Genomic DNA, 18,739 nt, shown 5'->3' on the forward strand with positions numbered 1-18,739 from the left:
ACCAGAGGAGTTCCCATGTCGTGGGAGGCCGCAAGCCGCCCCGTGGCACGCCCGCTCGCCGTGCTGCTGTCCCTGATGCTCGCCGCGGGCTCCCTGCTGCTGGGGCAGAGCACCCCCGCGTTCGCGGCCACCGCGCTCAACGCCGACGGGTCCAGCTGGGCCGGCCCGGCCATCGACCAGTGGCGCCAGGACGTCGCGCCGCAGGGCATTCAGATCAACTTCAACCCGATCGGTTCGGCGGCCGGCCGCAACCAGTGGAGCATCGGCCAGGACGACTTCACCGCCTCCGACGTGCCGTTCCGTTCGAAGTCGGACACCGGGCTCGGCCAGGCCGGCCAGGCCGGGGGCGGCGGCAAGCCCGAGAACCCCCGCTACGGGTTCTCCTACGTGCCGATCACCGCCGGCGGGACGACCTTCATGTACAACCTGGTCGTCGCCGGCAAGCAGGTGCGCGACCTGCGGCTCTCCCCGCAGACGATCGTCGACATCTTCACCAACAGGATCACCAACTGGAACGACCCGAAGATCACCGCGGACTACGGCAAGGCCCTGCCCTCGCTGCCGATCACGCCGGTGGTCCGCTCCGACGGCTCCGGCGCCACCGCGCAGTTCACCCGCTGGATGAGCCACACCCACGGGGCCCAGTGGGAGGAGTACTGCAAGGGCGTCAACGGCGTCTCCTGCGGTGAGTACACCGAGTTCTTCCCGCCCTCCGGCCGGATGACCGCGCAGAACGGCTCCGACGTCGTCGCCGGCTACATCAAGGCGCCGTCCGGCCTCGGCACCATCGGCTACGACGAGTACGCCTTCGCCAAGCGCAGCAACTGGCCGGTCGTGAAGGTGCTCAACCCGGCCGGCTACTACTCGCTGCCGACCGCGTCCAACGTGGCCGTCGCGCTCACCGCCGCCAAGATCCGCGGGGTCGACGACGGCACGGCGCCCGACGACCCGGACTACCTGCAACAGAACCTCGACGGCGTCTACAGCATGAACGACCCGCGCTCCTACCCGCTGTCCAGCTACAGCTACGTGATCGTGCCGCGGGCCGGGGCCGCGCTGCCGCCGCCGCCGCGCTTCAACAACGACAAGGGCAGCGCGCTCAGCCGCTTCCTGGCCTACGTGCTCTGCGAGGGCCAGGGCGAGGCGGACGGCCTCGGCTACTCCCCGATCCCGCGCAACCTGGTCCGCGGCGGCCTGCTGCAGACCCAGCACATCCCCGGCAACGCCAGCCCGGTCGACCCCAACTCGCTCTCCAACTGCAACAACCCGACCTTCAACTCGGCCGGTGAGCTGACCGTCCTGAAGAACGCCCCGCAGCCCAGCCCGTGCGACAAGCAGGGTGCGCCGCTGGACTGCACCGTGCAGAACGGCCAGCCGGTGAAGAGCGGTTCGGGCTCCGGCGGCTCCGGTTCGGGCTCCGGCACCGGTGGCACCGGCGGCTCCGGCACCGGCGGGGCCGCGACCGGCGGCAGCGGCACGTCCGGCGCCGCGGGCTCCACCGGCGGCGGGCGGACGCCCGGGGCGACCGGCACCGGCAGCGGCTCCTCCGGCGGCGGGGCCGGCGGCACGGGCGGCAGCGGCGGCGCCGCGGGCGGCTCCTCCGGCGCCGGCGGGACCGGCACCGGCGACACCGGCCGGCCCGCGGCCGGCGGGGACGCCGGCGGTGCGGCGGGCGGCGGCGACCCGGCGGCCGAGGAGGTCGTCGACCCGCAGACCGGCCAGGTGGTCGCGCGCGGCCGCGGCGGCACGGGCGCCGGGGAGGTCCCGGCCAACGTGGTCGCGGTCGACGGGCGCCCCGAGGACTGGACGCTCTCCGTCCTCACCGCGATCGAACTGCTCGCCGTGGTGACCGTCCCGCCGCTGCTCGGCCGCCGTCTGCTGCGGCGCCGCAACTCCGCCGGCGGCCGGTCGTGACGGCCCCGGCGCTGGAGAAGCCGGCCGCCTCCGCGCAGTCCGCGCCGCCGGCGGGGCAGGGTGCGCAGCCGGCGCCCGCCCCCGAGCGCGGTGCGGCCGGGCGGCGGCCGGCCGGGGCGCCCGGACGGCGGCGGTTCCTCCAGGCGGCCTGGGCGGTCTCCCTGCTGGCCGCGCTGATCATGGGCTTCGTCGGCTACCTGTTCACGCTCTCGCACCTCCAGGAACGGCACTTCCAGTCCACCGCCCACAAGACCTTCCGGGACCAGCTGGCCCGGGCGGTCGCCCCGACCGGCGCCGCCGCGGACGGCGACCCGGTCGCACTGCTCGACATCCCGGCGATCGGCCTGCACCAGGCCGTCGTGGTGGAGGGCACCACCGGCCGGGACCTCATGCGCGGCCCCGGCCACCGCCGGGACACCGCGCTGCCGGGCCAGAGCGGGGTGGCGGTGGTCTTCGGCCGCGGGGCGACCTTCGGCGCGCCGTTCGCCGAGCTCACCGGGCTGCGGGTCGGCGACCGGATCGAGGCCACCACCGGCCAGGGGAAGTTCACCTACACCGTCAACGTGTACGGCGACGCCGACCATCCGATCAGCGACCCGGCCCGCAACCGCCTGGTGCTGGTCACCGGGGACTCCGACTGGATCCCCGGCTCCACGGTGATGGTCGGCGCCCGGCTGGAGGGCGAGCCGGAGGTCAACCCCGGCGGCCGGCCCGCCACCGTCCCGTACGACAAGGCGCTGGCCGCCGACAAGGGCGCGCTGGCCACGCTGCAGCTGTGGACGCTCGGGCTGCTCGGCGCGGTGCTCGCCGTCACCGTGCTGGCCCGGATCTGGCACCGCTCCGCGGCCTACCTCAGCCTCGCGCCGGTGGTCGGCGCGCTGCTCTGGGCGGTCTACGAGAACGCCGCCGCCCTGCTGCCCAACCTCTACTGAAGCGCGCCCGGAGGACCGTACCGATGACGGATGTACCGATGACCGACGCCCCGCTGCTCGACCGGTCCGGACCGGTCGACCCGGCGGCCGAGACCCTCACCCTGCCGCCGGTCCCGGCGGCGCCCGCGGACAGCGTCCCGCTGGCCGCGCTGGAGACCCGCGACGTCTCCGCCTGGTTCGGCCCCCGCAAGGTGCTGGAGCGGGTCTCGCTGGCCATGACCGCCGGGGAGGTGACCGCGCTGATCGGCCCCTCGGGCTGCGGCAAGTCCACCTACCTGCGGATCCTCAACCGGATGCACGAGATGGTGCGCGGCGCGGCGCTCTCCGGCGAGGTGCTGCTGGACGGCGACGACGTCTACCGGCCCGGCCGGCGGCCCGCGGAGGTGCGCCGCCGGATCGGGATGGTGTTCCAGCGGCCGAACCCGTTCCCGGCGATGTCCATCCAGGACAACGTCTCCAGCGGGCTGAAGCTGGCCGGCATCAAGGTGTCCCGGGAGGAGCGCGAGCACCTGGTGGAGACCAGCCTGCGCCGGGCCGGGCTCTGGGACGAGGTCTCCGGCCGGCTGCAGACCCCCGGCGGCTCGCTCTCCGGCGGCCAGCAGCAGCGGCTCTGCATCGCCCGCTCGCTGGCCGTCTCGCCGGACATCCTGCTGATGGACGAGCCGTGCTCGGCGCTCGACCCGACCTCGACCCGGCGGGTCGAGGAGACCATCGCCGAGCTGCGCGGGCGGCTGACCATCGTGATCGTCACCCACAACATGCAGCAGGCGCAGCGGGTCTCGCAGTCCTGCGCGTTCTTCCTGGCCAGCCACGACACCCCGGGCCGGATCGTCGAGGCCGGGCCGACCGAGCAGCTGTTCGGCGCCCCGCGCGACCGGCGGACCGCGGACTACGTCAGCGGCCGCTTCGGGTAACCGGGGCGGCGGCAGCGGGGCGGCTCCGGGGTCAGTGGCCGAGGAGCCGCTCCAGCACCGCCGCGACGCCGTCCTGCTCGTTGCTCACGGTGTGCAGCGGCACCGCCGCCAGCACCTGCGGGTGCGCGTTGGCGACGGCGTAGGCGGTGCCGGCCCAGGCCAGCATCTCCAGGTCGTTCGGCATGTCGCCGAAGGCCACCACCTCGCTCCGGTCGATCCCGCGCCCGGCGCACCAGCGGGCCAGCGTGCTGGCCTTGGTGACGCCGGGCGCGCTGATCTCCAGCAGCGGGACCGGCGCCGAGCGGGTGATCTCGGCCAGGTGGCCGGCCACCGCGCGGGCCTCGGTGAGCAGCTTGTCCGGGTCGAGGTCCGGGTGCTTGGCCAGCAGCTTGAACAGGCCCTTCACCGGCCCGCCGGTGCCGAGCAGCTCCTCCGCCGGGCCGACCGGGTGGCTCTCGTCCTCGCCCCACATCCGCAGCTCGTACCCGCGCTCGCGGGCGAACCCCGCCGGGTACTCGAAGGCGAACGCGGTACCGGGCAGCTTCGCCCGCAGCGCCGCCACCACGGCGAGCGCGGCCTCGGCGCCGAGCGGGGTGGACTCCAGCAGCTCGCCGCGCCGCACGTCCACCACGGCGCCGCCGTTGGAGCAGATCGCCACGCCGTGGCCGCCGATGTGCGCGCTCACCTGCTGCATCCAGCGCGGCGGCCGGCCGGTCACGAACACCACCTGGACGCCGGCCGCCTCGGCCGCCGCGAGGGCCGCGGCGGTGCGGGCGCTGACGGTGCCGCCGGCGCAGAGCAGGGTGCCGTCCAGGTCGGTGGCGATCAGGCGGGGGGCGGTGCGGGGTGTGGTCACCGGACCATCTTCGCCTACCGCCGCCGGGAGGTCACCGCCGCGACGGCGGCCTCCCGGCGGGGCTCCGGCGTCAGCCGACCTTGAGGGTCAGGCCCACGGTGTGCAGCTGCCCGCCGGTCTGGAACTGGAGGAACAGCCGCCAGTCGCCGCTCGCCGGCAGCTCGGCGTGGAACGGCAGGGTCGGGCCGCCGGTGGCGCCCGCCGCGGCCTTGGCCTCCGGGTGCAGGTGGGCGAAGGCCTGGTCCCCGGCGCGGAAGGCGGTCAGGTGGGCGAAGGTCTCCAGGTACGGCTGCAGGTCGGTGACCGGCTTGCCGTCCTTGCTGACGGTGACCTTCAGCTCGCCCGCCTTCCCGGCGACCGGGGCGCCCTCGACGGCGACGGTGTAGCCGTCGACGGTGGCCGTGCCGGTGGCGGCGGGCAGCTCCGCGGCCGCCGCCGCGCCCTCGCCGGGGACGGTCACCGTCCGGCTCAGCACCAGACCGGTGCCCCTGCCGGGGCCGCTGTCCGGCACGAAGGAGGCGAAGAGCCGCCAGCTGCCGGCGGTGAGGGCGGCCAGCGGGGCGGTCCAGGTGCCGTCGGCGGCCATCTCGGGGTGCAGGTGCTGGAAGCCGGTGAGGTCGGAGCGGATCGCGTAGAAGTGCATCCGCTTGGTCTGGTCCGGCTCGAAGGCGGTCAGTGGCTTGCCGTCCGGGCCGGTGACGGTGAACCGGTACTCGGCGGGCGCGCCGGCGGGCAGCGACTCGGTGGCCGAGGTCAGGCGGTAGCCGTTCCGCTCGGCCGCCAAGCCGGGGGCGTCCGCCGCGGGCGCGGCGGTGCCGGGTGCCGCGGTGGCCGTGGCCGTGGCGGCGTCGGCACCGGGCATTTGGTGGCCCTGGTGGCCGCCGGCGGGGGTGCCGGAGGCCGTGCCGGCGGCGCCGGTGGCCGTGGCGCCGGCCGCGCCGTGGTCCATGCCGCCCATCGCGTCGGAGCCGCAGGCGGTGAGGGTGAGCGCGAGGACGGCGGCCCCGGCGGCGAGCGCCAGCGAGCGGTTGCGGGTGCGGCGGGCTCGGGTGGTTCGGGTGGTTCGGGTGGTGAGGGACATCGGGTCGGTTCTCTTCCGGTGCGTTCGGACAGGACGCGGCACGCCCGGACCTCGTTCGGGGAGGTCCGCGCGGGCCCGGTCACGTCCGTGCGACGCACACCCGGAGCAGGAGTCGGCGGCCGGCCGCCGGCGGCGCCCGCGGGCCGTCGGTCCGCCGCCGGTACGGCAGGCCGAGGGCGGCGAACAGGGCGGCGGCCGGGGCGAGGGCCTGCGCGGTGGGCGGGGGGAGCTCGGCGGTGTCCCGGTCCCGGGCCGACACGCAGGACGCGGCCTGCTGCTCGCCGCCGGCCGTCCGCGGGCCGTCCAGGCGCGGGCCCGGAGCCGTGGGCGCTGCGGCGGCGTGCTGCGTGTCGAGCGGGTCGCCCCGGTCGGCGGCGGTGTGGTGCGGCGGTACCTGAAGGCGGGAGGCGGCCGCGGGGGAGGCCGGTTCGTGACAGCCGCCGGCCGAGGTCGGCGAGCCGTGCATCAGGAACAGTCCGGCCAGCAGGGCGCAGACGGCCAGCAGCCGGGCGGTCGTCCGCCCGCCGCCCCGCCCGCCGCTCCACCGTCCGCCTGCCGTCACGGGGAGACCATACCCCAGGCAGGTATCCACTCCTCGTAAGTTTCGGCCCCCGAGCCACCGGTTTCCGGCCGATTCGCCCTGGTGGCGGATCACGTCGGGTGCGGGTGGGCAGGAGGGGGAGCGGCCACCCCGACGGCAGGAAGAGCCATGCCACCTCGCCAGCTCCAGGTCCGCCCGCTCCAGGACGAGTGTTCCTTGACCACCCCGGGCCCCCGGGGCGCCTCGCGCGAGCCGGTACTGATCGGCGACATCCTCTTCGAGGCCCTCGCCGAGCTCGCCGGCCGCGGCACCGCCGAAGCGCCCCCGCCCTTCCCCGGCCAGCGCACCCGCGCCCACCCGTAGGGCTATCCGTTCGAACCGGTGTCGCTACCACCCGCCTATCCGCCCCCTATCCGCCCGTCCGCCGCCGCCCGCACCCACTCCCACCTGCACCGATGCCGGGTGTGCCGGTCGGAACGCACAACGGGGCGGCGGTCGCGGAATCCACCGCGACCGCCGCCTCCTCGCCGAGTCCCGTGGGGGTGGCGGCGTGTCCCACCGTCCGCCCCCGGTCCCTCACGGAGGGTGCGCAGCTACCACTGCGCCCAGGGGAGGTTCCAGCCACCCATGCCGTTGTCGGGGGCGACCGTCTTCTCCTTGGTGTTCACGACCTTCACGACGTCGCCGATGATCGAGTCGTTGTAGAACCGGCCGGCCACCGAGGTGTCGCTGCCCCCCTTCACGTCCTGCATCGAGACGCAGCCGTGGCTGGTGTTCGCCTTGCCGAACGGGGTGGGCCAGTAGTTGCCGTGCACGAAGGTGCCGGAGGTGGTCAGACGCATCGCGTGCGGGACGTCCTTGATGTCGTACTCGCCGCCGAGCCCGACGGTCCGCGAGTCCATCCGGGTGACCTTCAGCTTGGACATGATCACCATGACGCCGCCCCACGACGGGGTGGCATCCGCGCCCAGGGTGGCCGGCACCGTGGTGGTCTTGCCGTCCCGGACGATCGTCATCTGGTGTGACGCGGCGTCGGCCGTGGAGACCTGCGAGCGGCCGATGGTGAACGGCTCGTCCTTGTCCACGTCGCCGTAGACGCCCGGCGAGACCTCGACGTTCTTCAGCCGGTAGTGGACGGTCACCTTGGTGCCCGGCCTCCAGTAGTCGGCCGGGCGGAAGTCGATCCGGTCGTCGCCGAACCAGTGGCCCTTCACCTCGGTGCCGTTGTCGGTCTCGAAGGTGATGGCCTTGGCGACGGCGTCCTTGTTCTTGATGCCCTTGGTGAATTCCACCGAGACGATCATGCCGACACCGTAGGTGCCGTTGTCGGCGATGTTGTCGTTGGCGGACACCTTCCGGTCCGGCGTGAGCGTGGTGAACGAGGAGGTCGACGCGGCCACCAGGCCCTCGCCGTCCTTGGCCTGGGCGTTCACCTGGTAGTGGGTGCCGACCGCCAGCGGGCCGCTCGGCTTCCAGCCGGTGCCGTCGGGGGTGATCGCACCGGCCACCGGCTTGCCGTCCTTGTCGGTCACCTCGACCGTGGTGAGCTTGCCGTTCGCCACCGACACGTTCAGCGCGTTGGTCGGCGCGACGTCCTTGGCGCCGTCCTTCGGCTCGACGCTCACCACCGCCGTCGACGTCTTGGGCGCCGTGGCCTGGCCGGCGGCGGTCGCGGCCTGACCGGAGGCGGTCGTGGCGGCCGCATCGCCGGGCCTGCCCGCGTCGCCGCCTGTGCTGCTGCCGCCTGCGCCGCCGCCGCTGCAGGCCGCGGTCAGCAGCAGGACGCCGCCCGTCAGCATCGCCACCGCACCGTGGCGGAAACGGCTGGTCGTGTGGATCGCGGCTCCGGCCGCGCGAACTGTTGTCACGGTGATTCCTTGTGAATGACGGCCGGCCCGGGCGGGCCGGTGTGGCTGAGGGTCGGTCCGGGGCGGCGTCCCGCCGCTCCCGGGGGTCGTCCGGGCTGTCACCAGCTGAGGGCTTCGTCGAGCGACCGCTGCCAGTACGTGACCGTGAGGGAGTCGTCCACGTAGGCGCCCGTCGCCGGCAGCGGCGGATGCGCCGCCGCACCGACGCTCTCGTTGCCCGAGGGGCCGTGGAAGAGGACGGCCAGGGACGTCACGGTGTGGCCGTGCTCGGCACTGCCGTCGGCGGCGGCCAGCCGCACGGTGGCGTAGCCGGACTGCCCGGGCCTGAGCGTGACGACGGCCTGCGGGTGCGAGTCCTCGACGGCCGGTGGCACGGACTGGGCCTCGCCGAACCGGACGGCCGGATAGCCGTAGAGGTTGCAGCTGCCGGCGCCGGTGTTGGTGACCGTGAGCAGCATGTGGTTGACGGGGCGGTTCAGCGGGGCCGCGGTCGTCCTGGTGTCGGAGCCCTCGCAGGTGACCGGCCGCTCCTGGACGGCGGGCGTCCTCGGCGGCGCGGTGGTCTCCGCGGTGGCGGTCACGGTGGCGGAGGCCGGCCGGGCGGTGGCGACCGAACCCGGTGCGGCGGCCCCGGCGTCGGCTCCCGCGTCGTCGTTGCAGGCGGTCATGGAGACGGCGGCGAGGGCGACGGTCGCGGCGGCGGTGATCAGGCGGGTGCCGTACGGGCGGGCGGTGATCACGTGGTCGTGGCTCCTTCCGTTGTTCGGCGGGGCGTCGTGGTGATTGGATGACCGGAGTCTGGGGAGTGATCCGTCCCAGCCGCCACGGCTGCGGGCAGGACAGGGACGCTGGAACGAATGCACTGGCCCTGACCAGCGGGAACGGGCCATCCCTGGAACGCCGGAACGGGACGCCGAGGGAACGGGGAACGAGTGGTGGGGGCGACGGAACCCGACGGGACGGCGGACTTCGCGCGCCTGCTCCAGGACCTCAGGAGCCGCTCCGGGCTGAGCTACGGGTCGCTCGCCAAGCGGCTGCACATGAGCACGTCCACGCTGCACCGCTACTGCAACGGCACCGCGGTGCCCAACGAGTTCGCACCCGTGGAGCGGCTCGCCCGGGCCTGCCGGGCGACCCCGCAGGAGATGGTGGAACTGCACCGGCGCTGGATCCTGGCGGACGCCGCCCGGGGCCGGCGGGTGGCGCAGGGCACGGAGCCGGCACCGACGGCCGGTCCCGTCGGCCCGGCGGGTCCGACGGGGACCGGTGAGGGCGAGGCCGCCGAGCCGGCGGTCGAGGTGACCCCGGCGGTCGAGGTGACGCCGGCGGCTGCGCCGCCCCGACGCCGCCGCACCGCGCTGACCGCCTCGGCCGCGGCCCTCGCGCTGGCGGCGGCCGTGGTGCTGATCGTGCGCCTCTCGCCCGGGGGTGACGCGACAGACGGGCGTGACGCCGGTGGCCGGCGGGCGGCCGCCGCCACGGCGTCGGCCACGACGGGCTCCACGCAGCCGCCGGCCGCCCCCTCCTCCGCCCCTGCCACGGTCGCACCGGACGCCTCGGCCGAGGGTGGGCCCGCCCCGCTCACCGTCGGCGTCCGCCCGTACGTCTACGAGGACGCGTGCAGCCAGCACTTCCTCGTCCCGAGCGAACCGGCCCAGGTGGGCCCGCCCGCGAACGAGCACGACGCCCCCCGCTGGGCCGCCGCGTACGGCGCCGTCTCCTCCCGGGAGCAGCAAGTCGCGCTCACCGTCCAGGGCACCGGCGCGGACACGGTCGTCCTGGAGGCACTGCACGTGCGGATCGCCGCCCGGAACGCTCCGCTCGCCTGGAACGACTACGCGATGGGCGTCGGCTGTGGCGGCGGCGTCGAGACCAAGTCGTTCGACATCGACCTCGACAAGGGCAGTCCCACCGTCACCACCGCGAACGGCCAGCGCGGCTTCCCGTACAAGGTCAGCAAGTCCGACCCGGAGGTCTTCTACGTCACCGCGCACACCCGGGCGCACGACGTCCGCTGGGACCTCTCGCTGGACTGGTCGAGCGGCGGCCGCCGCGGCACCGTGCACATCGACAACGGCAGCACCCCGTTCCGCACCAGCGCCGACGCCGGCCGCCCCGGCTACGACTACCCCCTGGACGGCGGCCAGTGGATCAAGCGGGAGTTCGGCTAGGCCGCGGGCCCGGTCCCTCGCCGGGCGGTCGGTGAGGGCGGGCGGAGCCGTGCCCGACCGCGGCCACGGAAGACCCGTACCGCGGTACGCGACCGACTGCCCGGCATCCGGAACGTAGGGTCGCAGGTATGCGACTGAGTACCGTGATCCTCCCCATCCACCGGTGGAGCGAGGGGCAGAAGATCTGGCGGCAGGCCGAGGACCTCGGCTTCCACGCCGCGTACACGTACGACCACCTGTCCTGGCGGTCGTTCCGGGACGAGCCGTGGTTCGGGGCGGTCCCGACGCTGACGGCCGCGGCTGCCGCGACCGAGCGGATCCGGCTGGGCACCCTGGTGACCTCGCCGAACTTCCGCCACCCGGTGACGCTCGCGAAGGAGCTGGTCTCCGTCGACGACGTGTCGGGCGGGCGGCTGACCGTGGGGATCGGGGCCGGCGGGACGGGCTTCGACGCGACGGCGATGGGCCAGGAGGCGTGGTCGCCCAGGGAGCGGGCGGACCGGTTCGGGGAGTTCCTGCCGCTGCTGGACAAGCTGCTGCGGCAGGACGCGACCACCGAGACCGGCACCTACTACTCGGCCGTCGAGGCGCGGAACATCCCCGGCTGCGTGCAGACGCCGCGGGTGCCGTTCTATGTGGCCGCGACCGGCCCGCGCGGGCTGAAGCTGGCCGCCGAGTACGGGCAGGGCTGGGTGACGTACGGCGATCCGAAGGGGCCCGCGGACGTTCCGGTGGAGCAGGCGCCCTCGGTGATCAAGAGCCAGATCGGGAAGCTGGCGGCCGCCTGCGAGGCGACCGGCCGGGACGTGGCGACGCTGGAGAAGGTGCTGCTCCAGGGCTCGACCGCGGAGAAGCCGCTGGCGTCGCTGGACGCCTTCGTCGACTGGGCCGGTACGTACCGGGAGCTGGGCATCACCGAGCTGGTGATCCACTGGCCGGTGCCGGACTCGATCTTCGCCAACGACCTCGCCGTCTTCGAGCGGATCGCCACCGAGGGCCTGGCACAGCTGGGCTGACCGGGGGCCGGGCCCGGGAGGGTGTCGGCGGCAGGCGCCAGGTCCTGTCCGGTCGATCTTGTCGGATCAGCGCGCGGCTCCCCCAGCCTTCGGCCGGGAGGTACCCCCATTACGCGCCCGGCTGGGCGTGCGCCCGGATTGCCCTCGTACTGGACGTACTTGGGCGATTCGGGCGTGCGGCCAGGCGGGATGCCCGGCGTCGTGCGCCTGGCAAGATCGGCCGGACAGGGCCTAGTCTGTCCGCCGCACCTCACCATCTGATCATGCGTCACCAACGGGGGTTCCTTCGTCATGCCTGCTTTCCGGAGAATGCTCGGCGCCGGTCTGGCCGCCACCGCCGCGCTGGCCGCGCTGACCGCCTGCGGTCCCGACAACTCCTCGGACCAGGCCGGGGGCGGCGGCGCCGACAAGCCCGCGGCCACGACCCCGGCCACGGCTGCGCCGACCGGTGCCGCCCCGACGGGCAAGCCGGGCGCGACGGGCACCGCCAAGCCCGGCGGCACAGCCAAGCCCAGCGGGACGGGCAAGCCCTCGGGCGGCGCGAGCGACGAGCCGGAGGGCTTCTGCGACGCCGCGCCGCTGCCCGCCGGGCAGAAGTGGATCTACCCGGTGAAGGGGACCAGCACCACCACGCTGGTCTACAAGGACACCAAGACCGCCTGCGGCGTCAACGACGTGGTCTTCGAGCCGACCGGCGCCGACAAGACCGCGCCGTTCGCGCCCGCCGTCAAGGGCCACCTCAACTCGGTGATGGTCCCGTCGAAGGACGTCAACCTCGCCGACCTGGTGAAGCACATCAGCGAGTGCCTCGCCGACCCGACCAGCAGCAAGGGCTTCTACCCCTGCTCGGGCGGAGACTACAAGGTCGCGATCGACTCCTCGGGCAAGGTCGTCGAGCTCACTGAGCGCGCCCACTCCTGATCCGCGGCAGGGGGGCGGCTGGTGCGTCCGCCCGGCCGGCGCGTCCGGTCACCGGAACGCACGGGCCGCCCTCCGCCCCTGGCGGCGGTGATTCCGCGATCATTCCGTCTCCATGGTCACGAGATGCCGGCGGGTGACCGCAGGGCGCCGGGTCAGGCATCGGCCGAGCGGAGCTGGTGCGGCATGTTCCAGCCCTCGGCGAGCCTCGACGGGTGAATGTTGTGCCCACCGCCGAAGAACTCGCAGAACTTCATGATCAGTGGGTCCCAGCCGAGCGGGTCCACGTGATGTGTCCCCGGGATGATCAGTTCCTCCTCGACATGGGCGCGGAGAACCTCGACCTCGAACGCGGTGGCGTGTGAATCGGGACCGCCGAAGGGGTGGGCCGAGACGACGCGGCACTCCAGCTGGACCGGGCATTCCGCGACCCGGGGCGCCCGGACCAGGTGCGATGCCTGCTCGGTCAGCTGCGCGGCCGAGAACTTGTCCGGCTCGTACCGGTAGCCCTGCTCCACCTTGTAGTCCGGCATGGCCGACTTCCCGGTGGTGAGTGCGATCCGATCAACGGCATCGACCATCGCCGACGACGGCAGGTTGAGTACACACTCACCCTCCCGCAGCAGGTTCGCGGTGGTCTGGGCGTTGTTGCCGAGACCGAGCATGCAGGACTGGCCCAACCACCACGCCGAGGACATCGGCGCGAGGTTCGCAGTGCCGTCCTCGTTGAGCGAGCTGATCAGCACCACCGGAGTGCCGAAGTACAGAACCCTGAGGCCTGGGACGACGTGCATGCGCTGTGCCTTTCGCGGAGGGCAACCGGACAGGACCGCGATCAGGAACGCGAGCCGTCGCCGACTCTTTCGCGACAAGGCCACTGGCGCTGGCGGAAATCCGGCATCGCACTCCCGCCCGGGTGGGACCCACCGCCGACGGCAGCCTGGATCCGCTGCTGAGGCACGGCCGGGGCGGCGGTGAGCAGCCGTGGGAGAACCCGGAACGAGGCGGGCCGGCAGAAGGTGCCGATCCGCCCATTGCGGTTCGATCACGGCGTGTCCGATTAGTTGATCATTGTGGCGGAGTGCGGTGATTGATTTTGTTGGCAGTGGTGCGGACCGGCTCTCATAATTCCAGCTGAGACGCGTGACGGTCGGCCCGAAGAGCCACGGGGGGTGGCCCGCGAGGGGCCCGCGCGCGACATTCCACATGCCTCCGGGGGAGTTCCTTGTCCGCGCCCGAAAACGTTCCGTCCGTCGCCGGTCCGGCGACGGTAGAGGCGTCAGAAACCCAGGCCGTTCCGGCCGTTCCCGCTGCGACGGCTCACCCCGCCCCGCCGGCCGACCTCACCCCGCCGGCCGGCCCCGCCGCGCCGGCGCGCAGGCTGCCGCGTGCGGTCGGCGTGGCCCTCGCCACCGCGGGCCTGCTCGCCGTCACCGTGACCAGCGCCGTCGTCACCGTGGCCGTCGGCAAGCCGGACCCCCGGCCAGCCGCGGTCGCCGCACCGGCCGCCGTGCCGACCACCGCCACGTCGAGCCCGAGCCCGTCCGCCCCGGCCTCCGCCCCGGCGACGCCGAGCGCCGCGCCGACCACGGCCCCGCCCGCCCCCGAGCCCAAGCCGACGAGCACGGTCAAGGGCACCGTCAAGGGCGGCAAGCACGACGGCGACCTGCGCTACTTCCTGCTCCCGATCCCGGACGGCGGAGAGTCGTACGGGCCGGTCGACGGCATGACGATGGACGACGAAGCGGTGGCCGACATCTTCGGCAACCAGGACGGCATCATGCGGATCCTCGGCAGCTACGGCTACAAGGACGCCGCGACCCGGACGTACCGCACCGCCGACGGCAAGGCCGAGGTCACCGTCACCCTGATGCGGTTCGCCACGACCGGTGGGGCGAGCGACTTCGCCAAGAACCACACCATGAAGCTGGACCCGATCGACATCGACGGGGACCCCGCCGCGCACGGCTACCTGGACAGGCCCAAGCAGCAGGCCTACACCGGCTCGATGGCCGGCATCTCCAGCCAGGGCGACGTGCAGTACACGATCGACGTCGACGTGAAGGGCACCCCGGACAAGGCCCTGCTGAGCGAACTGATGAAGCGCCAGCGCGAGTGGCTGTCCAACGGCGGCTGAGCCCGCCGCCGTCCCGTCCCACGTCACCCTTCCTGCCTCCTGGAGCCACTCCGTGACCACCGAATCCGTGGAGCCGTCGGCCGCCGACGCGCCCGCGCAGGCCGCGCCCGTCGCGCCGCCCGAGCCCGTGGAGCCGGCCGCGCCGGCCGCACCTGCGCCCCTCGCCGTACCCGCGCCCGCCGCCGCACCTGCGCCCGCCGGGCCGCCCGCTGTCGCCGAAGCGCTTGCCCTCCCGCCCGCCGAGCCGCCCGTGTTCGTGCCGGCCGCCGCCCCGCTGCCCGCGAGCCGGCCCCGCCGACCGCGCCCGGTGCTGCTGCTGGTCTCCGGGCTGCTGCTCGGGGCCGTGGTCGGCGGTGCCGTCGGCTACGCGGTCCAGGCCGGCCGCCCGCCGACGCCGCTGCCGCCGATCCAGGTCGCCCTGCCGTCGTACCCGGCCGCCGTGGTGGACCCGAGTGCGGCCGCGGCGGCGGCGCCGAAGCCGCTCGCCGTCGACGGCGACCTGCGGAAGCTGCTGGTGTCGGCCCCGGCCGGCGCCACCGCGTGGGCCGACTATCCGGACACCCCGACCTGGATCACCGTCGGCGAACTCGCCGAGCGCAGCGGCCGGTCGGCGGAGGTCTTCAAGACCCTGAACGCCAAGGAGTTCCGGCGGGCCGTCGAGGTCGACTGGAAGCAGGACGGGCTGAAGGTCCGGATCTCGCTGATCCAGTTCTCGGCCGACCGCGCCGCCGAGGCGAAGTCCCGGGCCACCAGCTACAACCTCAAGCCGTTCGCGGACGACGCCAACGGCGGCTACCAGGTCGACTCCGAGGCCTCGTACTGGGCCGAGACCACCGAGAAGTACTACCTCGGCACGGCGCACGCGCAGCGCGGCACCGTGGTGATGGAGATCAAGGTCTTCGGCACGGAGCCGGTGAACCCCGATGTCGTGAAGGGCATCGCCAAGCAGCAGTGGGAGCGGCTGGTATGACCGACAGCACCGTGACCGGGGCGGCCTCCCCGGAGCCGACCCCGGCCGTCGACGCCGCACCGGCCCCCGTCCCCGCAGTTCCGGCCGCCGAGCCGTTCCCCGGCGCGCCCGCGCCCGCGCCCGCACCCGCCGCCGCCCCGGCCGCCGCCGGCCGCCGGCTCCTCCGGGTCACCGGCGCGGTCGTCGCAGCCGCCCTGGTCGGCGTGGTGATCGGCATCGGCGTCATCAAGACCCGGTACGACGACCCCGCGCCCGCCGCCACCGTCGCAGCGCCGACGGCCGCGCCCGCGCCGACCGCCAGCGCGACCCCCTTCGGCGCCAAGTCCAACGGCAACCACTTCGGCTCGCTGCGCGACCTGCTGCTGCCCGTGCCGGTCGGCTACGCGCTCGGCCCGGACGAGGGCGGCTACGGCAACGACGTCGAGCTGGGCGCCGACCTGCTCTCCGCCGAGCTGGACGACGGGCTCCAGCAGATCCCCAAGGACAAGCGGGACAAGCTCCGCCAGTACTGGGAGGGCCTGCACGTCAAGGCCACCGGCGTGCGCACCTACAAGGCCAAGGGCGACGACCTGGTCGTCGGGATGAAGCTGCGTCAGTTCAACCAGCAGGAGGTGCAGAAGCAGAACGAGTACACGGCCGTCTTCACGGGCGACACCGGCCTCTTCCGCATCGGCCCGACGATCCCCGGGCACCCCGAGGCGCACTGCTACCTGATGCCGGCTCCGCCGTCCGCGCCGATCGACTACCTGGAGTGCTCGGCGGCCGAGGGCGACCTTCTCGTGATCATGAACGCCGAGGGCGTGGCACCGCTGCCCAAGGACAGGATCGTCGCCCTCTTCACCCAGCAGCTCGACCGCCTCGCCAGCCCGGGAGCGTCCGCATGACCGACCACGCCACCCCGCACGACCCCGCGGCCACCCCCACCGAGGCACCGCCGGCCGCCGCGCCCACCGAGGCCCCCGCGGCCCCGGCCGCCCCGTTCGCGCCGCCGACCCCCGAGGCCCCGCCCGGCGGCGCCCCGGCGGCGCCCGAGCACAACCCCTGGGGTGCCCCGGATGCCGCGGCGTTCCCGCCGCCGGCCCCCCAGCAGAGCCCCGAGGAGCTGGCGGCCCGCCGGACCCGCCGGCGCCGGGCGGCGGTGCGCTGGAGCGCGGCCGTCCTGGTGTTCGCCCTGGCCGGTACCGGCGCCGCGCTGGGCGTCACCGCGCCGGACCGCACCGATCTGCCCGGCCTGGCCACCAAGAACGACGGCCGCTACACCTTCCCGGCGCTGGTGCTGCCGCCGCTGCCCTCCGGCAAGGCCGCGCCGCGCGAAAGCAAGAGCCGGCACGCCGCCGACCTGCGGTTCCTGCTCCTGCCCGCGCCCAAGGAGGCGGGCGGTTCGCTCGCCCCGGTGGTCTTCCCGTCCCCGACCGCCCCGGCGTCGGCCGACCCGAGCACCTCCGCTGCCCCCTCGGCGAGCCCGTCGGGGACGCCCTCCGCCACCGCGTCGGCGAGCCCGGCCGGCTCCCCCTCCACCTCCGCCTCCGGCGCCGCGACGGCGGCCCCGGCGGCGGCGTGGGTGCCCTGCGACGCGATCGCCGACGAGCAGAAGGAGGCCGGCAAGCTGCGCACCCTGCTGCTGCAGGACGCCTGCCGCGCGGCCACCGTCCGCGAGTGGACCGCGGCCGACGGCACCCGCACCCAGATCCGGCTGCTCGGCTTCGGCTCCTCCGCCGAGGCGTGGGACGTCTTCGCCGACCTGCGCGCCAACGCCGATCCGAAGGACGTCCCGGGGCTGCGGATCGGCTCCGTCGAGGGCTGGGACACCGTCTCCGGCGTCGACCTCGCCACCAAGGAGACTCCGGCCGGCGCCCCCACGGCCGGTCCCACCGGCCGGGTGGCCTACCTGTCGGCCGGCGACGTCCTCGGCGTCGTCACCATGACCAACCCCAAGGGCGTCCCCACGGCCGCTTTCCGCCAGGTCGTCACCCTCCAGTCCGACCTGCTGGCCTGACGTACGCTCCGGGCCGGCCGCCGCGCCGTACGACGCGGCGGCCCGCCGGAGTCAGGCCCTAGGCCCTGTCCGGCCGATCTTGCCGGGCGCACGACGCCGGGCATCCCGCCTGGACGCACGCCCGAATCGCCCAAGTACGTCCAGTACGAGGACGATCCGGTCGCACGCCCAGCCGGGCGCCCAACGTCGCGCGCTGATCCGACAAGATCGACCGGACAGGACCTAGCCGAGCCGCACCGGCGTGCTCGGCCAGTCGACCGGGCCGGTGCAGCCCAGGACCTGCTCCGCCGCCTGCCGGGTGAGCACCACGGCGAGGTCGGCCATCTCCTGCTCGCCGGGCCCCTCCACGGGGTGCCCGTTCCGCGGCCCGACCTTCACCGTGGCCACGAAGTACGCGGGGCGCTCCGTCCCGTCCCCCGGCGCCTTGACCGTGCAGTCGAAGCGGATCACGGCCGCGCGCCGGTCGGAGCCGCCGGTCTCGAACCGCCGCGCCCCCGCCGGGAGGGCCCGCGCCAGGGCGTTGGCGCGCTCCTCGGCCGAGCGGGACGCCTCGACCTCGAAGGAGAGCGCGTGCTCCCCCGGCCCGGCGGCGAAGCAGCGCAGCCGGGGCGGCCTGCCGTCCTCGGCCGGCCAGTGGTCGGTCTCCACCTGCACCGTGCGGACCGGGCCGAGCAGCCGGCCGACCCGCTCGTCCGCGAGGACGCCCCGGCACTCGCCGTGGGTCAGCGCCACCATGGGCGGTCGGTCCGCGGCGGCCAGGTACGCGTGCCAGCCGGCCAGGCCGCCGCCGAGCAGGGCGAGGACACCCGCGGCGACGCCGGCCCGCCGGACCGTGGTCGGGGACGCCTTCACGCGCACACCGCCTTCAGGTAGCGGTCGAACAGGTCCCGGGCGACGGATTCGTAGTCCGCCCGGTCGGCGTCCGGCTGCCCGGTCCGTGCGGCCTCGCCGGGGGCGACCTCCAGCACCACGTGCCGGAACCGCGGGTCCGTGCCGGGGCAGTACTCGGCCGCCGCGGCGCCGGTGGGCCAGGACGCCGAGCGCGAGCCGGTGCCGAAGGTGTGCAGCGCGGACGCCGGGGCGCCGCCGTCCGGGAGGGCGTCGATCGTGCCCTCCTTCGGGGTGGCCGTCACGGTGAGCGCCAATCGGCCGTCCACCCGGATCGAGCAGCCCTTCGGCCGGTCGTCGGCGCGCACCCAGCGGAAGGCGCGCTCCTCGGTGTCCTGCGCGCCGTCCGGCAGCAGCCGTCCGAGCGGCGTCCCGGTCCCGGTGGGCAGGTCGCAGAGCTGCGCCGCCCGGCCGGTCGGCTCGGCCGGCCGGTGGTCGTGCCAGTCCACGTACCCGAGCACGCCGGTGCCGACCGCGGCGAGCCCGAGGGCGCCGAGCAGCAGGCGGCTCCGCGGCCGCGGGGTGGTGGTCACGCCC

General features: G+C 74.7%; 19 protein-coding genes. 11 read left to right on the plus strand and 8 right to left on the minus strand.

Going from position 1 to position 18,739, the window contains the following annotated elements; all coding sequences use genetic code 11:
- Positions 1-15: 15 nt before the first annotated feature.
- From ACIPSC_RS04870 to ACIPSC_RS04880, 3 genes are read left to right on the plus strand one after another with little or no spacing between them, the layout of a single operon-like run.
- On the plus strand, positions 16-1,914 hold the full coding sequence (locus ACIPSC_RS04870) for a substrate-binding domain-containing protein (protein ID WP_400822992.1): 1,899 nt from the start codon (positions 16-18) through the stop codon (positions 1,912-1,914).
- Complete coding sequence (locus ACIPSC_RS04875; RefSeq protein WP_400822993.1) at positions 1,911-2,846, plus strand: class E sortase; 936 nt, start codon at positions 1,911-1,913, stop codon at positions 2,844-2,846. Before ACIPSC_RS04870 ends, ACIPSC_RS04875 begins: the two co-directional genes overlap by 4 nt.
- Before the next feature lie 23 nt (positions 2,847-2,869).
- A complete protein-coding gene (locus ACIPSC_RS04880; RefSeq protein ID WP_400822995.1) occupies positions 2,870-3,760 on the plus strand; it encodes a phosphate ABC transporter ATP-binding protein in 891 nt (296 codons plus the stop codon).
- A gap of 31 nt (positions 3,761-3,791) precedes the next feature.
- Here the strand turns inward: ACIPSC_RS04880 and ACIPSC_RS04885 are convergent, their stop codons facing one another.
- The 3 genes from ACIPSC_RS04885 to ACIPSC_RS04895 all read right to left on the minus strand — a co-directional run bounded on the left by ACIPSC_RS04885 (position 3,792) and on the right by ACIPSC_RS04895 (position 6,259).
- A complete protein-coding gene (locus ACIPSC_RS04885; RefSeq protein WP_400822996.1) occupies positions 3,792-4,616 on the minus strand; it encodes an HAD family hydrolase in 825 nt (274 codons plus the stop codon).
- A 70-nt stretch (positions 4,617-4,686) separates the two neighbouring features.
- Positions 4,687-5,697 (minus strand): hypothetical protein, encoded by a 1,011-nt coding sequence (locus tag ACIPSC_RS04890; RefSeq protein ID WP_400822997.1) that lies wholly within the window; start codon positions 5,695-5,697, stop codon positions 4,687-4,689.
- A gap of 79 nt (positions 5,698-5,776) precedes the next feature.
- Entirely contained in the window at positions 5,777-6,259 is a 483-nt protein-coding gene (locus ACIPSC_RS04895) for a hypothetical protein (RefSeq protein WP_400822999.1), read from the minus strand.
- A 147-nt stretch (positions 6,260-6,406) separates the two neighbouring features.
- On the opposite strand from ACIPSC_RS04895, the gene ACIPSC_RS04900 reads away from it, so the two are divergent.
- The gene (locus tag ACIPSC_RS04900) at positions 6,407-6,601 is read left to right on the plus strand and encodes a hypothetical protein (RefSeq protein ID WP_400823001.1); all 195 of its coding nucleotides are present in this window, start codon (positions 6,407-6,409) and stop codon (positions 6,599-6,601) included.
- A gap of 230 nt (positions 6,602-6,831) precedes the next feature.
- On the opposite strand, the gene ACIPSC_RS04905 is transcribed toward ACIPSC_RS04900, so the two are convergent.
- Positions 6,832-8,106: an Ig-like domain-containing protein gene (locus tag ACIPSC_RS04905; protein WP_400823003.1), complete on the minus strand. Its 1,275-nt coding sequence runs from the start codon at positions 8,104-8,106 to the stop codon at positions 6,832-6,834.
- Positions 8,107-8,204: 98 nt separating this feature from the next.
- Positions 8,205-8,846, minus strand: coding sequence for a DUF4232 domain-containing protein (locus ACIPSC_RS04910; protein WP_400823006.1), 642 nt, complete (start codon positions 8,844-8,846; stop codon positions 8,205-8,207).
- 192 nt (positions 8,847-9,038) lie between these two features.
- On the opposite strand from ACIPSC_RS04910, the gene ACIPSC_RS04915 reads away from it, so the two are divergent.
- The 3 genes from ACIPSC_RS04915 to ACIPSC_RS04925 all read left to right on the plus strand — a co-directional run bounded on the left by ACIPSC_RS04915 (position 9,039) and on the right by ACIPSC_RS04925 (position 12,214).
- A complete protein-coding gene (locus ACIPSC_RS04915) occupies positions 9,039-10,277 on the plus strand; it encodes a helix-turn-helix domain-containing protein (RefSeq protein WP_400823009.1) in 1,239 nt (412 codons plus the stop codon).
- A 128-nt stretch (positions 10,278-10,405) separates the two neighbouring features.
- Positions 10,406-11,293 (plus strand): LLM class flavin-dependent oxidoreductase, encoded by an 888-nt coding sequence (locus ACIPSC_RS04920; protein WP_400823011.1) that lies wholly within the window; start codon positions 10,406-10,408, stop codon positions 11,291-11,293.
- A gap of 291 nt (positions 11,294-11,584) precedes the next feature.
- Positions 11,585-12,214, plus strand: coding sequence for a hypothetical protein (locus tag ACIPSC_RS04925; protein WP_400823013.1), 630 nt, complete (start codon positions 11,585-11,587; stop codon positions 12,212-12,214).
- A gap of 152 nt (positions 12,215-12,366) precedes the next feature.
- Here ACIPSC_RS04925 and ACIPSC_RS04930 read toward each other — a convergent pair whose 3' ends face one another.
- Positions 12,367-13,005, minus strand: a complete 639-nt coding sequence (locus tag ACIPSC_RS04930) for a flavin reductase family protein (RefSeq protein WP_400823015.1) — start codon at positions 13,003-13,005, stop codon at positions 12,367-12,369.
- Positions 13,006-13,610: 605 nt separating this feature from the next.
- Between ACIPSC_RS04930 and ACIPSC_RS04935 the strand changes: the two genes are divergently transcribed.
- The 4 genes from ACIPSC_RS04935 to ACIPSC_RS04950 are packed head-to-tail and all read left to right on the plus strand — an operon-like array spanning position 13,611 to position 17,314.
- A complete protein-coding gene (locus tag ACIPSC_RS04935; RefSeq protein WP_400823016.1) occupies positions 13,611-14,348 on the plus strand; it encodes a hypothetical protein in 738 nt (245 codons plus the stop codon).
- 52 nt (positions 14,349-14,400) lie between these two features.
- Entirely contained in the window at positions 14,401-15,318 is a 918-nt protein-coding gene (locus ACIPSC_RS04940) for a hypothetical protein (RefSeq protein WP_400823018.1), read from the plus strand.
- Positions 15,315-16,202: a hypothetical protein gene (locus ACIPSC_RS04945; protein ID WP_400823020.1), complete on the plus strand. Its 888-nt coding sequence runs from the start codon at positions 15,315-15,317 to the stop codon at positions 16,200-16,202. Before ACIPSC_RS04940 ends, ACIPSC_RS04945 begins: the two co-directional genes overlap by 4 nt.
- Positions 16,199-17,314 carry a hypothetical protein gene (locus ACIPSC_RS04950; protein ID WP_400823022.1) on the plus strand — a complete coding sequence of 372 codons (1,116 nt, stop codon included), beginning with the start codon at positions 16,199-16,201 and terminating at the stop codon, positions 17,312-17,314. Before ACIPSC_RS04945 ends, ACIPSC_RS04950 begins: the two co-directional genes overlap by 4 nt.
- Positions 17,315-17,536: 222 nt before the next feature.
- Here the strand turns inward: ACIPSC_RS04950 and ACIPSC_RS04955 are convergent, their stop codons facing one another.
- Complete coding sequence (locus ACIPSC_RS04955; RefSeq protein ID WP_400823025.1) at positions 17,537-18,166, minus strand: hypothetical protein; 630 nt, start codon at positions 18,164-18,166, stop codon at positions 17,537-17,539.
- Positions 18,163-18,735, minus strand: coding sequence for a hypothetical protein (locus tag ACIPSC_RS04960; RefSeq protein ID WP_400823027.1), 573 nt, complete (start codon positions 18,733-18,735; stop codon positions 18,163-18,165). Before ACIPSC_RS04960 ends, ACIPSC_RS04955 begins: the two co-directional genes overlap by 4 nt.
- Between the last annotated feature and the right edge of the window lie 4 nt (positions 18,736-18,739).

It is taken from the genome of Kitasatospora sp. NPDC090091 (genome assembly GCF_044747365.1).
Lineage (GTDB): Bacteria > Actinomycetota > Actinomycetes > Streptomycetales > Streptomycetaceae > Kitasatospora.